Genomic DNA, 14,435 nt, shown 5'->3' with positions numbered 1-14,435 from the left:
GCTACATGAGCAAAAAAAAGGTGTTCCATCAGTCAATGAAACACCCTTTTCTATAAAATTTTGCTTAAATATTAGCAGCTACATCCGTCTCCACATGAACCAGAGCTACATCCGTCTCCGCCAACAGCTTCAACGAGTTCGTCCTCGGTGGCTTCACGCACTTCCAGTACCTGACCGGCAAAATGCAAATCATCGCCCGCCAAAGGATGGTTAAAATCCATTTTTACAGTATCGTCTGTTACTTCCAGAACAATACCGTTCAACCGGTTACCATTGGCATCCTGCATAGGCACCATGTTACCAACTTTGAGCAATGAATCATCAATCTGACCCTCTACTTCAAAAATATTTTTAGGCAGATCCACAATAGCATCAGTATTAACCTGGCCATAAGCCTCGTCTGCCTTTAATTCAAATTTAAAATTGTCACCTTCATTAAGACCTTCGATTTTCTTCTCGAACATCTCAATCATTTTTCCAGCTCCATAAACGAATTGTAAAGGATTGTTCTCTCCGGTTTCTTCTACTAAATCACCTTCGGCACCATTGAGACGCAATTGATATGAAAGCGATACGAATTTGTTTCTTGCAATTTCCATTCTTATATTCTTTTTTGTTCGTTAAACAAGCTGCAAAGTAACACAGTTTTTGCCTCTTAATCAAATCTATGCCGGAATATTTATGAGCTGAAGAGTTACCCCTTTGCTCCATGTTCCATGCTCTCTGCTCCATACCCCATGCTCCATGCTCTTTGCCTTTTTATTCAATCAATTGATCAAAATCAATTTCTTCCTGAGCCGATTCCACCAGCCTTGTATTTTCACAACGAATGGTGCGTCCTGGGAACTTTTTAATCAATCCGTAATTGTGTGTCGCCATCACCACCGTTTTAGACTCTTCTTTACAGATGGTGTGAAGTAAATCCAGCAAATCATCCGACGTATCGGGATCCAGATTTCCGGTAGGCTCATCAGCCAAAATTAAATCGGGTTTATTGAGCAGTGCACGGGCAATACCAATACGTTGCTGTTCGCCACCCGACAGTTGATGCGGCATTTTATATCCTTTATGAACCATATCCACTTTCGACAGAACATCGCGAATCTGGTGATCCATATCGGTTTGATTTTTCCATCCTGTGGCTTTCAGAACAAACTGAAGATTGTCATAAACATTCCGGTCGGTAAGCAACTGAAAATCCTGAAAAACAATCCCCATTTTTCGCCTAAGAAAAGGAAGTTGCCGGGTTTTCAGTAACTTTAGACTATAACCTGCAACAAATCCATAGCCATCGGTGAACGGAAGATCTCCGTAGAACGTTTTTAGCAGACTAGATTTCCCACTACCCACACGACCTATGAGGTAAACAAATTCTCCCGGTTTGACTTCCAGATTTACATCCCTGAGAATAATGTGTTCTTTCTGGCGCACCAGGCCGTCGGAAACCTCAATGATATTACCTTTTTTATTAAGAATCGGTTGTGTTTCTTTTGCCATGGACTCCCTATTAATTACAAATGAACCGCTGAAAAATGAGCCCGGTTTATAAAGCTTCTTTATTGCCAGACTCACAAATACAATTCCATCGGGAAACTTCACCTTTCAGTTCTGTTGTTTCCTTCAGAGACTATAAAGATAGAGGACAAATCGCACTTATCAAAAATCAATCTCTATTTTAGCGCTGCAAGAGCCTTTTTAATTCGCTTCATGGCCTCCACCAGCAACTCATCACTGGTCGCATAAGAAAATCGAATGCAATTTTTATTTCCAAAGGCGGTTCCGCTAACGGTTGCCACATAGGCTTGTTCCAACAGGTAGAAACTCAGATCACGAGCATCTTCAATCGTATGTCCGTTGAAGCTTTTTCCAAAAAACGAGCTCACATTGGGAAACAGGTAAAATGCACCTGCCGGATTGTTGTTTTTCAGTCCCGGTATTTCATTGGCCATTTTAACCACCAATTCACGCCTTCGCCTAAAAGCATCTACCATAGAACGGGTATATTCCAGCGGACCTTCAATTGCAGCAAGCGCAGCCTTTTGAGAAATAGTAGAAGTACCAGAAGTATATTGTCCCTGCAAACGGGAGCAAGCCGATGCAACCCACTCGGGAGCAGCCATATAGCCAATTCTCCAGCCAGTCATTGCATAACCTTTTGATACGCCATTCACAATAATCACCCTTTCTTTCAGGGAGGGAATTTCGGCCATGGAGTGATGTGGAACCTCATAGTTGATGTATTCATAAATTTCATCAGAAATCACAAAAACATTGGGATGACGTTCCAATACAATTGCAAGTGCTTTTAACTCTTCCAAAGAGTAAACACTACCTGTTGGATTACAGGGACTGTTCAGCAAAAGCACTTTGGATTTTGGAGTAATGGCATCTTCCAACTGCTGCGGGGTCATTTTAAAATCCTGATCAATACCGGCATAGACAAATACCGATTTTCCACCGGCCAGTTGTGCCATAGCAGGATAACTCACCCAATAAGGGGAAGGAATTATTACTTCATCCCCCTCATTGACCAAAGCATAAATGGCATTAGACAATGCCTGCTTTCCGCCTGTTGATACAACAATCTGAGACGGTTTATATTCCAGATTGTTGTCTCTTTTAAATTTGGCAACAATTGCCTCCCTCAATTCCGGAATTCCGGGAACCGGGGGATAGTGAGTAAAATCATCCTCGATGGCTGCAATAGCTGCTTCTTTTACATACGGAGGGGATGGAAAATCAGGTTCTCCCACACTCAAATTGATGATATCTTTCCCCTGGCGTTGCAATTCCCTGCTTCGCTGAGACATAGCTATTGTTTCGGATTCAGACAACCCGGTCAGTCTGTCAGATAATTGTTTCATACTCGGTATATTTTTATGACCAAAAAATCGGCTAAACAATAATTTCTAAATCTTCTCTTTAAACAATCTTCCGTAAATCATTAACAAAAAACTGATAACAAACTGCCTACATAGCAACAAGTATAACTTAATTCTCTGAAAAAAACTCTTCACATTATTGCCTCTGCGTTGAGTTTTTTAACGGTTAATAGTTTGAAAAGAAAGTACAAAAATAATCTTTTTTTACACCCGGCAAGATGAGGAATGTCTTGTAAAATCAGAAATTTCAATTAAATAATTAACTTTGTTTTCGGAGAAAAAAGAACTATTAATTATGGAAAGCATTCAAATCATCTGGATACTTGCCCCGATTGTGATAATTACCGTTTTCACCCTGATTTTAGTTAAATGGTTTCTGGATCACGAGGCAAAAAAGCGGCGTCAGGAATTTTTGATGGCCAATGGAAATACAATCCTGACTCAACGTCTGCAGGCATTTGAGAGATTTTCCCTTTTTCTGGAGCGAATTTCACCCGAATCGTTGGTTTTGCGCGAGCAACAAAAAAACATGAATGCATTCCATCTGCAAAGTCATTTGCTCAAAACCATCCGGACGGAATTTAACCATAATCTTGCCATGCAGATTTATGTACCTGCCAATACCTGGGAACTGATAAAAAAAGCGCGTGGGGAAGTTTCACGACTGATCAATACAGCCTCTGTACAAGTTCCTCCTAATGTGCCTTCATTTGAGCTGGGACGTAGAATTATTGAGGATGCCGGAGCTACAGCAAATCTATCGGTCAGTAAAGCCTTGGAAAGCATTCGACGCGACATTGATGAACTGGGAATAAGATAAAGGAGCAGACTTAAAAAGAATAAGGCCATCTCCAATTGGTAGAGACAGCCTCGGTCTTAAAGGAAAGGAAAAGAAAACTCTTTATTCTCTTTCTGTTTTTAGCTTTTCAGCTATGGATTCGCCAAGTATACGACATTCGTCGTATTTTTGTTTCTTTAAAGCGTGTTTTTCTTCTACCGGATTGCCAATAACTTCCCATTTCAGATCATCCCCAAACTGTTTCAGACGCTTGGCAGCCGTTCCGGCCCAGGTAAAAGAGCCCAATACACCAAGATAATGGTCTTTAACGGCCATGTGTTTTAACTTGTTGACAAGCGCTTCCATATTGGGATGCAGTTCATTGCTGTAGGTCGGACTGGCCAACACCAGTGCTTTGTATTTAAAAATATCAGAGATGATGTAAGAGGAGTGAGTCTTAGAGACATCATATATCCTGATTTCCTTAATTCCCTGCTCTGCGATAGCCCTGGCTGTTACTTCGGCCATCTCTTCGGTATTTCCATACATAGAAGCATATGCTATCACCACCCCTTCCTTCGTTTTATGGCTACTCCAGTCATCATACATTTTCAGTACTTCCGGGATGTGACTGCGAATGATTGGTCCGTGTGTAGCAGCAATCATCTTGATGTCGAGCGCACCAAGTTTCTCAAGGGCCTTTTGAACCGGGCTGCCGTACTTTCCTACGATGTTGGAATAGTAGCGACGCATCTCGTCATGAAACCAGGAGAAGTCCATTTCATCATCAAAAACACCACCGTCCAGTGTTCCAAAACTTCCGAAGGCATCAGCCGAAAACAGTATTTTCTGCGACTGCTCATAAGTCACCATTGTTTCGGGCCAATGAACCATTGGCGCCAGATAAAACTGAAGCTTGTGCCTCCCAAGGTCAAGCTCATCTCCCTCCTTCACCTCCACCAAATTTTCTGTAATTCCAAAAAATCCTTCCACCATGGGAAGCGTTTTTTTGTTTCCCACAATCTTCAGGTCTGGATACAACTGGCGAATGATATTTACCGAACCGGCATGGTCGGGCTCCATGTGATTAATCACCAAATAATCTATAGGTTTATCCCCAATAATGGCATGTATCTTCTTCAGGAACTTCTCAACCTGTCCGATATCGACAGTATCCAAAAGTGCTATTTTGTCGTCATTGATGAGATATGAATTGTAAGCAACTCCCCGTGGCAAAGGCCACATATTTTCAAAAAGTTCTGTTCGTCTGTCGTTAACACCAACGTAAAAAATATCTTCTGATAATTGAATCGGCTGATACATAATTCGGTTTAATTGTTAATTTCGTGATATATCTTGATTTAATAAACAAACTTCTCTCCTATTGCTTCCTGATTAATAGCCATACATCAGCATATTTGGGGTAATTACGACGAATAGAAGAAATATTATTCCGGGCAGGTTGCTCTTCATTATATGCAGCCACTGAAACCCTGAACAAACCGTTTTCATTTTCCAATATTACAGGAACAAAACCCTCTCGTATCAAATCCGTTTTGTAATTTCGGGCATTGTCTACATAACGGAAAGAACCAATTATAACATAATAACGGAAAATATTTTCGGAAGTCTCATCCACATCCACCGTCTTCACTTTCTCTTCCCTTACCACTATGGCAGGTTCTTCAGATTCAGCTTTCTCTGGTTCCACAATGGGCTGAATATCGTCACGCACCTCAATCCCGTCATCTTTAACTCCGTCGGCATAAGGTGATTCTCCCATTTTGGAGGACCCCTTGCGCAGCGAAGCGCATGAGGTCATTACGGAAACCGCTATTACTAAAAAAAATAATTTCTTCATCATCGCTTTCATCTAACTAAGGTAATAAACCGTTCAAAATATGTCTGTTATACTATTCTTTGTTAATTCTTTGGGTTGTCAGTGCCTGGAATCCTCACTTTTGATATATTTACTTTTATCAAAGTAGAAATACAACCAACTGAAAATAGTATGCTTGTATATTTTACTTGCCTTTTGGATATGTGGCAAAATGGACTTTGCTTTAATCCTCAATACTAATTGCCGGCCCCCATCCGGGAACCCTGTTCACTTGCCCCGGCTACCCCGGATTATTCAAATTGTCTCCTTTCAGGGACCTACCTTTTGCCTCCGCCAAAGGGATAGCTGCATCTAAATTAAGTCACATGCCGCTTCAAATGTGCTACTTAAATGCCTTATCTGGTTCAAAATATTTTTGTTGCCTTGTGTTTTCCAGGTGGTTAAGCTTCATATATATAAACAAACCACACATTTTCAATCAAGAACTTCGGCACCAAAATTGCAAAAAAAATCATTGGAAACAAACAAAAAGTTGGGCTGAGCATTTATAATAAAGTTGTATTTTTACGCCCTAAATTAAAGGATTGTGCCGAAGTTTGAAGAGAAATTTTATTGCCAGCCTCTAGCGTGCATTATTCAAAAATAATCTATTCCGATGTCCAACTATCTGCAAAATACAACCGTCCTCAAAAAAATGGATTTGAGAATAATTTATTATTTCCTACATCCATTTTCTCTGCGGTTGATTGTATTTCTTGATATTTGAACATCTCATAACGATAATTCATGAATAAAGCAGGCTAGTGTGGCAATTACTAAATTCCTTCACTAATTTCAAGCGCTTTTTTCCTTTCTGCTTCGCAGGGGTTTTTAACCGTAGCTACGGCTATGCTTTGCAAACCTCGTCTGGCATAAAGAAGGAAAATAACCTGAAATTTAAGTAACCCACTTTAATAACTGACACACAAGATTGTTGAGGAGGTGTGCCAGAGATGTTTTAATTAATTGGTTTTTATTTGGCAGACATCACACCATGAGTTTTTTGAACCCCGATTAACAACGAGTTAATAATGGCACATTATTTTAAACGTCTTTATTTTAACAAGAAAATTCCTTTTTATACCACACGCATCATTATTTGAAAAAGATGGCATTAAAACAATCGACCAAACGGAATAAAAAAACAGGACGAAAACTAATCCTGTTTTTTGTGATTGCATCTATTATCATTGCAATTGGAGGGTGGCTGACACTTCGTTTTCAGCAAAGAATATTTGCTCCCAACGTGGAGTTGGGCAACAAAAAAACCGAAAGTTTTTATATTCCGACGAATGCTACTTTTGAGGATGTAAGCGGGTTACTTCGCGTATCAGGATTTCTCAAGAACACGGAATCTTTTGTTTGGTTGGCCAAAATAAAAGATTATCCGGAGAGGATACACCCGGGCCACTATCTTTTGAAGGATGGAATGAACAACAACGAACTGGTGAATATGTTACGGGGCGGATTGCAAACCCCGGTAAAATTGACGTTCAACAATGTAAGAACCCGGGAAGACCTGGCAGGAAAAGTTTCCCGCATGATTGAAGCAGATTCATTGTCGTTGCTAAATGCCCTGAGTGATTCCACTCTTTTGACCAGGTATGATTTTTCTCCGGAAACAGTTCCGGCCATGATTATTCCCAACACCTATGAAATCTGGTGGAATACCGATGCGGAAGAATTTATTGACCGGATGCATCGGGAATATAAGCAGTTTTGGAATGAAACACGCCTGAAGAAAGCCCAAAAATCGGGAATGACTCCCAAAGAGGTAGCCACCCTTGCCAGCATTGTGGATGAAGAAACGATTAAAAGCGACGAGAAGGCAACAGTAGCAGGACTTTACATCAACCGGCTGAACAGAGGCATCAGATTACAAGCCGACCCAACCATCAAGTATGTTCTTGGAGATTTTACCATAAACAGAGTGTTGTCGCGCGATTTGGAAATTGATTCTCCTTACAACACCTATTTGTATCGCGGACTTCCCCCCGGCCCCATCCGTTACCCATCAGTTTCGGGCATTGAAGCCGTCCTTAATCATGAAGATCACGACTATTTATACATGTGTGCCAAGGATGATTTTTCGGGGTACCACAATTTTGCCAAAACCCTGCGTCAGCACAATATAAACGCCGCCAAATACCGCCGGGCATTGAGTGAGAGAAGAATCTGGCGTTAAAGGATTGTTCCGAAATAACTTGCCGCTTTAGACTAGTTGTTTTGCCCTTTAACTTCCTTGAAAATCCATAAAACAGCTCGCTATTCGCAGTATTTTCAAGTCGGCAAAGAACAAAATAACTTCGGCAAATCTGTCAATTAATTTCATTACAAACCCTAAAGAAAATTCACTTCAGGCTGAAGTTCGATGTTAAAAGTAGTAAGCACATCATCCTGTATGGCCCGAGCCAGATTGGCAATTTCGCTACCTGTGGCTCCTCCCCGGTTGATGAGAACCAAAGCCTGATTTTTATGGACACCGGCATTGCCATATTCCCGGCCTTTCCAGCCTGTTTTTTCAATTAACCAGCCAGCCGGCACCTTTACTTTTTTACCCGCTTCGAGCCTATAACCGGGGATGTCGGGCCATTTCTCTTGTAATTGCTGATAAAAAGAAATTGTAACCACAGGATTTTTAAAAAAACTGCCTGCATTTCCCAAAACTTTGGGTTCCGGTAGTTTTTCTTTGCGGATATCAACAACCGCCTTTCGGATATTTCCCAGTGATGGCTCACCAAGACTACGGACACGGTCTTTTACGGTGCCATAATCCAATAAAAACTTCAGATTCTTCGACAAACGCAGAACAACCCCAGTTACCACCACTTTATTTTTCAAGGGCCCTTTAAAAATGCTGTAACGATAATCAAAATCACACTCTTCCCGGGTTTTCCGAAAGAAAGTACCGTCTCCCAGCATAAAACCCTCCACAAAGGCCAAAACATCAGCCACTTCAACGCCATAGGCCCCGATATTCTGAACCGGTGCGGCACCGGCATGTCCCGGAATGTAGGAAAGGTTTTCGATTCCTCCCAATCCACGCTCCACAGCCCACTCCACACAGTAATCCCACTCTTCACCTGCCGCAAAGCGCACCCACACATCATCCCCATTTTCCGCAGTTATTTCAATACCCTTAAAAGCAGGTGATAGAATAGTGCCTTCATAATCCTTAGTAAAAAGCAGATTGCTACCTCCTCCGATTACCAAAACCTGGTCTCCGGATTGATTATTATGAAGCCAACCACCCAATTCATCAGGATTATCAAATATCCAAAAGTCTTTAGCCCTGGCATCCAGACCAAAAGTATTGTGCTGTTTAAGGGAGTAATTGCTATAATGTTCCATTAAAAACAGGAAGTGTAAGTTTTCAACAAAAGAAATTCTTTGTTATTTGTAATCCTCAGTCGGAGGTCCGTAGTACCCGGTATTGTAATAACCATAACGTTTATCGCCGGGGTTGATATCATTCAAAACCAATCCAACCCGATTAATATTTTCATTTCGTAGTTCGTCTATAGTAGCTGCAAAATGCTCTTTATTGGTCATTCCTGCTCTTACCACAAACAATCGACAATCGGAATACTGGATCAAAATCCTGGCATCTGCAACCAGCCCTATTGGAGGAGTATCCACTATAATCACATCAAACCGGCTTCTCAAGTAATCAAACAGTCCTTTTGTCCGCTCTCCGGCAATCAATTCCGAAGGATTGGGAGGAGTAATTCCTGAAGGAACCACCCACATGTTTTCTATCTCGGAAGGATAGATAATTTCTTCAAGCTGGTTTTGTCCGGAAAGATAATTAGATATGCCAATGTTTTGGTTTCTGTCAAAAATCTCCGACAAACGGGGTTTTCGCATATCGAAGCCCAAAAGGGCTACTTTTTTTCCTGAAATGGCAAAAACGGTAGCCAGATTGAGCGCACAAAAGGTTTTTCCTTCGCCGGTATTAGTAGAAGTCAGCAAAATTACCTGATGGGTATCTTCGGCCAGCATAAACCTGATTTTAGTGCGTAACGACCTGAACGATTCAGCCAAAAGAGAGTGTGGCGACTGATTAATGGCATTTTCACTAACCACGCGATTGCGCACAACGCTCCCCATATTTGGAAAATCGCCTGCAATGGTTTCCATTTCCTGTTTGTCGCGCACGCGGGTATTCAGCATCTCCCGTAAACCGATAACAGCTGCGGGGAGAATCAGGGACAGCAAGAATGCTTTTCCGTAGTTTCCTTTTTTGTCGGGCGATACCACCCCCGAAATCGTTGCCTGATCCAATATCTCATTGTCAGGAACATTAGACGCTTTAGCTATCTGGGTTTCCGAATTTTTCTGCAGCAAAAAAGTGTAAATTGCATCATTCAACTTGTAAGCCCTTTCCAGTTCCAGGTATTCCTTCTCCAGTTCGGGCAGATAATTCATCCTGCCTGAAAGTGCAGCAATCTGCTTTCTCATTTCTTCCTGCCGCACAATAATCGATTCCATCCGTTTATCGATGGCCTGAATCATGGTTTCACTAACAATCTTCAATTCCTGTTCAAGTTGCTGATAATAGGGATTCGAAGTACCTGCAGTAAGTTCTACCGATTTAAGTTCAGACAATACATCCATATATTTGCCAACCAATTGATTCACCACACCGGGGTCATCGTTGACAAAAGCAGTGAGCAAATAATCTTCATTCATATCACCGCTTTTCAAACGGGCTTTCAACTGTTGAAAATAATCATAATTAATCTCCAGCAACCGAAGGTCTTTTTCTTTCTCAATGAACTGTCCCGCCAGTTCGGAGGCAAATTCAGAGGGAACCATAAAACGATTCTTTTTACGAAAATCCATCAACTGCCTCTGCGTCTGATTTAATGTATCGGCAACGCTTTTCAGTTGGTTTTGGATAAAATCGAGAGAACGGGAAGCCATATCATTTTTTCGCTTCAGATTGTTCTCCACAATCACATCGGAAAGTACATCCAGGAAAGAAGTAATTTTTCGTGGATTTTGCCCTGTAACGCCGATAAATACAATAGAAGAGCCTTCACGATAATTGTTGACCGAAACTCTGGAACGATAACGGGCAGTCAATTGAACGTGCGAGTGAAATTGCACAAAATATTCTCCCAACCCGGAAGATAATCCTTCAGTAAGTTTTATTCTGAAAGCGAAATTTTTATGTTCCACCAACTCTCCCGGTCGTACAGTTTTCTCAAATGAAAAAGGCACTGCACGCCCCACATCCTGATTCGCATCGAAACGATGCAATATTCCGGACTCCGAAGAAGCCGAAATTTTCATCATTCCGTTATCGAGCATCGAAACATAAATTGAAACCCCCAATACCTGAGGATGGTTTTCTTCGATTTCAATAACAAAAGGAGCCGACCGATATAATTCTGTGTCTTTGAAGCGACCATCGGCAAAGTAAGAGATACGGAAATCGAGCCGGTCGATAACTTCACGTATGGTTTTTTGAGAACGAATGATAAACGACTGATTTTCAATATTTCTGACTTCAGCCGAAAGACCAAACCCCTCCATAAGGTTAATATCCCGCATCATTCTTTCACTTTCACTCTTGAAGAGCATGGTTACGGTTCCCTTGTAAACAGGTAACGTATAACGGTGATAAATATAAACACCCCCCAAAAACAATGGGATACTCAATGCAAACAGGAACCAGTGATGCAAAACTAACCGGACAATCTTCTTTATATCTGAGAATCCGTCGTTTTTCAAGCCGGGAGTGTGTCCCGCAACGTTTGCCGGTCCTTTAGGAGGCGTTACCATACTGAAAGAATTTTATTTTCCGGTGCTAAAATAACCAACAAACACCAATAAAAAAAACCGGAAAATCCGGTCAATTGCGACGAACAAACTGTGAAATTTTAGAAGCATTTTTCCAAAACAGAGTGCGAAACCCTCCTACCCGATTGCCTCTTAATGCCCGGAGATCTTCTCCCGATTTGGCAATAACATTGCGAAGAGACTTATTACTTGCCCCTCCCAACCGCATTCTGACCAATACTTCGGGAAGATATTCCACTTTAATTGCTGGAAACGAAAGAGCCCTGAGCAGCCATTCATAATCGGCAGAGATACGGTATTCGATATTAAAAGCTCCAATTTGGGCAAAAAAATCGCGACTCACATATACGGTAGGATGTGGAGGCATCCAGCCACGTTGCAACTGTTGCCTGCGAAAAGATCCACTCCTCCAGTAACGAATCACCTTTTCGGGATTACCGGCACTCACATATTCCAAATCGCCATACAAAAGATGAAACCCGGACTCTAAATATCTATCTACAATGTTTTCAATTACTTCTCTGCCTGCGAATGCGTCATCTGCATGAAGAAAACCTATCACTTCGCCACTGGCCAGACGAATTCCTTTGTTCATAGCATCGTAAATCCCATTGTCAGGTTCACTAATCCAATGATCTACCACGTCTTCATTATTTTTAAGAATATCGATGGTTTCATCGGTCGAACCGCCATCAACCACAATATATTCCATATCCGAAAAACTCTGACGACGTACCGATTCAATGGTATCTTTAAGCGTTTCGGCTGACTGGTAAGTAACAGTAATAAGGGATACCCGTTTGCTCATCTAACTTTTTTAAAACCAACTATTGCTCTAAGGGATAGGTTCCGGCCTGATTCTCCCTCATTTTTTTGGCTTTTAACCGAATAAAAAATGCCGGAAGATAAAATACTACAAATCCCAATACGAGATTTAAGGCCATTAGTTTCAACATCCCAAAGTCTTTCAACAGGAAATTGAAGACAATAAAGACTACATTTACTCCTCCCAAAATCAGGGCAATCTGCAAATGTGAAAAACCCAGGGTGAGCAACCGGTGATGAATATGGTTTTTATCGGCTACAAAAGGAGAATTGCCCTTTGACAATCGCAAAAAGAAAACCCGAAGTGTATCAATTACAGGTACTATCAGAATACCTACCACGACGGCAGGGGCCGAAATCATTTGAATGTTCAGATTGGTTCTGACCCCGGGAGCATTGGCTTCCATAAACTGCAACGAAAAAATGGCCAGGATAAAGCCTATAATCATGGAACCTGTATCACCCATAAAGATCTTCTGTTTTTTGGAGAAGACATTGTAATAAAGGAATGCCACTAATGAGCCGAGCACAATGGCGCCCAATGTGGTTGTATGGATGTTCCCGTTGAGGAAAAACCAAATAGAAAATGTAAGAATTGAAATCATTCCGCTGATAGCAGCCAATCCATCAACCCCATCAATAAGGTTGAACCCGTTTACAATAAAAATAACAAACAAAATAGAGATGGATATGCTGGTAAAATAATCGGGCTGAATTCCAAAGAACCCGTGAAAATCAGTCAATCGCAAACTACCAAAGCCTACAATAATAAATGCAGCTAAAAGCTGGCCCAGCAACTTCATCATAGGTGCAGTTATCATTATATCGTCTTTAATCCCGATTGAAAATACAACCAGTAAAGCAGGAATTAAAAACGGAACAGCCCGAAAATCAAACCAATCGATATAAAGAGAGTAAGTAAAAAGAATTCCTATAAAAATCGCCAGTCCCCCCAAATTCGGCACTTTCTTTTTATGAATTCTTCTTTTTCCTGGCTCATCAAAAAGGTTTTTGGCATGTGATACCCTTAAAATAGTAGGTATAGAAAGAAATACCAGCAAAAAAGAGAGAATTGCGGCAAACAAAACCATCAGGATAGTCGAGTAATCAATCATTAGAATAAAGCTTTCTATTGTTTTCGGCCTAATGGAACAAAATCTGAACAAGAAACAAACGTCGCCATGCTCTTGTGCGAATTCAGCATAGAATAATTCATATAGTATTCCTACGTAATTAAGAACAACAGGGTTATAACTTTAACTGAAAATACGCGTTATGAAAAATTCGGATACTAAATGTACAGATTATCTGTTTTTATTTTTGATGAGGCCCTCCATTAAAACGTGGCAAATTTATGAAACCCTTTTGAGAAAGTTAAATTTATGAATGTTTAATTTTAAAAAAGAAAACCATAAATTTGAACATTAAAACCGGACACAATATTCATTATGCAAATAAATATGACTTTTCTGCCGAAAAATTCCTCCTCCCGGGGACGAAACATTTTCTTTTTTTTCATCCTGACGATGCTGGTTACCAGCTGCATTCCGCAAAAAGAAACGGTTTATCTTCAAAACCAATCCGATGATCGGAATTACGACAATCCCTATTCAGACCTGACCACCATAACAGAAAGATATATTCTCAGGCCCAATGACCAGTTGTACATTCAGATAAACACCAGCAACCCCAAACTATCCGATTTTTTTAATCCAAGCCGTACAGGAGGAACAAACACTCAGCAAAACCAATCCCTGTACACTTATCCGATAGATGACAACATGAACATCGATTTCCCGTTTGTCGGAAAAATCAATTTTGAGGGTTGCAATCTTCAGCAGGCACGCGAAAAAATGGAGGAAGTATTGGTTCCTTTCGTTAGCGACGCCCACGTAAAAATGCGATTGGCCAATAATTCGTTCGTAATTTTAGGAGAAATAGGAAAACCCGGACGTATCGATATGGGAAAAGAACAAATTACTATTTATGAAGCCATTGCACTGGCTGGAGATGTGCGTACGTTTGGTAAACGCAAAGAGATAAAAATTGTACGTCCTGAAGGCGACGGCTACAAAACATTTTTTGTGGATATCACCGACAACAACATCGTTGGGTCGGACGAATATTACGTCTATCCCAACGACTTGATTTATGTCCGCCCAATGAAGGCCAAAAGTTTTGGTATCGGTGAGACGTTCTCATTTGGTATCATCAGTTCTGTACTCGCTATTTACCTGACCATTGAAGCTGTTTCCCGCTAGTA

12 protein-coding genes are annotated in these 14,435 nt (G+C 41.0%); 3 read left to right on the top strand and 9 right to left on the bottom strand.

Translation table 11 applies throughout. The features are described 5' to 3' along the window. Window positions 1–71 precede the first annotated feature (71 nt). The 3 genes from QZZ43_RS03545 to QZZ43_RS03535 form a co-directional block, all read right to left on the bottom strand. Window positions 72–599: a peptidylprolyl isomerase gene (locus QZZ43_RS03545; RefSeq protein WP_291856323.1), complete on the bottom strand. Its 528-nt coding sequence runs from the start codon at window positions 597–599 to the stop codon at window positions 72–74. A gap of 160 nt (window positions 600–759) precedes the next feature. Beyond that, window positions 760–1,497: a cell division ATP-binding protein FtsE gene (locus QZZ43_RS03540; protein WP_291856321.1), complete on the bottom strand. Its 738-nt coding sequence runs from the start codon at window positions 1,495–1,497 to the stop codon at window positions 760–762. Between the two features lie 173 nt (window positions 1,498–1,670). Then, window positions 1,671–2,864, bottom strand: coding sequence for a pyridoxal phosphate-dependent aminotransferase (locus tag QZZ43_RS03535; RefSeq protein ID WP_291856319.1), 1,194 nt, complete (start codon window positions 2,862–2,864; stop codon window positions 1,671–1,673). A gap of 313 nt (window positions 2,865–3,177) precedes the next feature. On the opposite strand from QZZ43_RS03535, the gene QZZ43_RS03530 reads away from it, so the two are divergent. Beyond that, on the top strand, window positions 3,178–3,702 hold the full coding sequence (locus tag QZZ43_RS03530) for a hypothetical protein (protein WP_291856317.1): 525 nt from the start codon (window positions 3,178–3,180) through the stop codon (window positions 3,700–3,702). A gap of 81 nt (window positions 3,703–3,783) precedes the next feature. On the opposite strand, the gene QZZ43_RS03525 is transcribed toward QZZ43_RS03530, so the two are convergent. Next, window positions 3,784–4,983, bottom strand: a complete 1,200-nt coding sequence (locus tag QZZ43_RS03525) for an FprA family A-type flavoprotein (protein ID WP_291856315.1) — start codon at window positions 4,981–4,983, stop codon at window positions 3,784–3,786. Between the two features lie 58 nt (window positions 4,984–5,041). Continuing rightward, on the bottom strand, window positions 5,042–5,521 hold the full coding sequence (locus QZZ43_RS03520) for an SPOR domain-containing protein (RefSeq protein ID WP_291856313.1): 480 nt from the start codon (window positions 5,519–5,521) through the stop codon (window positions 5,042–5,044). Window positions 5,522–6,647: 1,126 nt separating this feature from the next. Between QZZ43_RS03520 and mltG the strand changes: the two genes are divergently transcribed. Beyond that, the gene (gene mltG / locus QZZ43_RS03515; RefSeq protein ID WP_291856311.1) at window positions 6,648–7,724 is read left to right on the top strand and encodes an endolytic transglycosylase MltG; all 1,077 of its coding nucleotides are present in this window, start codon (window positions 6,648–6,650) and stop codon (window positions 7,722–7,724) included. A gap of 155 nt (window positions 7,725–7,879) precedes the next feature. On the opposite strand, the gene murB is transcribed toward mltG, so the two are convergent. The 4 genes from murB to QZZ43_RS03495 all read right to left on the bottom strand — a co-directional run bounded on the left by murB (window position 7,880) and on the right by QZZ43_RS03495 (window position 13,287). After that, window positions 7,880–8,890, bottom strand: coding sequence for a UDP-N-acetylmuramate dehydrogenase (gene murB, locus QZZ43_RS03510; protein WP_291856309.1), 1,011 nt, complete (start codon window positions 8,888–8,890; stop codon window positions 7,880–7,882). Window positions 8,891–8,932: 42 nt separating this feature from the next. After that, window positions 8,933–11,329 carry a polysaccharide biosynthesis tyrosine autokinase gene (locus tag QZZ43_RS03505; RefSeq protein WP_291856308.1) on the bottom strand — a complete coding sequence of 799 codons (2,397 nt, stop codon included), beginning with the start codon at window positions 11,327–11,329 and terminating at the stop codon, window positions 8,933–8,935. Between the two features lie 70 nt (window positions 11,330–11,399). Then, window positions 11,400–12,155, bottom strand: coding sequence for a glycosyltransferase family 2 protein (locus tag QZZ43_RS03500; protein ID WP_291856306.1), 756 nt, complete (start codon window positions 12,153–12,155; stop codon window positions 11,400–11,402). Between the two features lie 19 nt (window positions 12,156–12,174). Further along, window positions 12,175–13,287, bottom strand: a complete 1,113-nt coding sequence (locus QZZ43_RS03495; protein ID WP_291856304.1) for a glycosyltransferase family 4 protein — start codon at window positions 13,285–13,287, stop codon at window positions 12,175–12,177. 345 nt (window positions 13,288–13,632) lie between these two features. On the opposite strand from QZZ43_RS03495, the gene QZZ43_RS03490 reads away from it, so the two are divergent. Further along, entirely contained in the window at window positions 13,633–14,433 is an 801-nt protein-coding gene (locus QZZ43_RS03490; RefSeq protein ID WP_291856302.1) for a polysaccharide biosynthesis/export family protein, read from the top strand. Window positions 14,434–14,435 lie beyond the last annotated feature (2 nt).

It is taken from the genome of Marinilabilia sp. (genome assembly GCF_016278715.1).
GTDB lineage: Bacteria > Bacteroidota > Bacteroidia > Bacteroidales > Marinilabiliaceae > Marinilabilia.
Note: the sequence above shows the minus strand (reverse complement) of the source record. Positions and strands in the feature narration are given on the sequence as shown.

Bases quoted from the DNA above. Each gene is read 5' to 3' on its own strand.
- QZZ43_RS03505 (WP_291856308.1), bottom strand. From the start codon at position 11,329: ATGGTAACGCCTCCTAAAGGACCGGCAAACGTTGCGGGACACACTCCC.
- murB (WP_291856309.1), bottom strand. From the start codon at position 8,890: ATGGAACATTATAGCAATTACTCCCTTAAACAGCACAATACTTTTGGT.
- QZZ43_RS03535 (WP_291856319.1), bottom strand. From the start codon at position 2,864: ATGAAACAATTATCTGACAGACTGACCGGGTTGTCTGAATCCGAAACA.
- QZZ43_RS03525 (WP_291856315.1), bottom strand. From the start codon at position 4,983: ATGTATCAGCCGATTCAATTATCAGAAGATATTTTTTACGTTGGTGTT.
- mltG (WP_291856311.1), top strand. From the start codon at position 6,648: ATGGCATTAAAACAATCGACCAAACGGAATAAAAAAACAGGACGAAAA.
- QZZ43_RS03540 (WP_291856321.1), bottom strand. From the start codon at position 1,497: ATGGCAAAAGAAACACAACCGATTCTTAATAAAAAAGGTAATATCATT.
- QZZ43_RS03495 (WP_291856304.1), bottom strand. From the start codon at position 13,287: ATGATTGATTACTCGACTATCCTGATGGTTTTGTTTGCCGCAATTCTC.
- QZZ43_RS03520 (WP_291856313.1), bottom strand. From the start codon at position 5,521: ATGAAGAAATTATTTTTTTTAGTAATAGCGGTTTCCGTAATGACCTCA.
- QZZ43_RS03500 (WP_291856306.1), bottom strand. From the start codon at position 12,155: ATGAGCAAACGGGTATCCCTTATTACTGTTACTTACCAGTCAGCCGAA.
- QZZ43_RS03490 (WP_291856302.1), top strand. From the start codon at position 13,633: ATGACTTTTCTGCCGAAAAATTCCTCCTCCCGGGGACGAAACATTTTC.
- QZZ43_RS03530 (WP_291856317.1), top strand. From the start codon at position 3,178: ATGGAAAGCATTCAAATCATCTGGATACTTGCCCCGATTGTGATAATT.
- QZZ43_RS03545 (WP_291856323.1), bottom strand. From the start codon at position 599: ATGGAAATTGCAAGAAACAAATTCGTATCGCTTTCATATCAATTGCGT.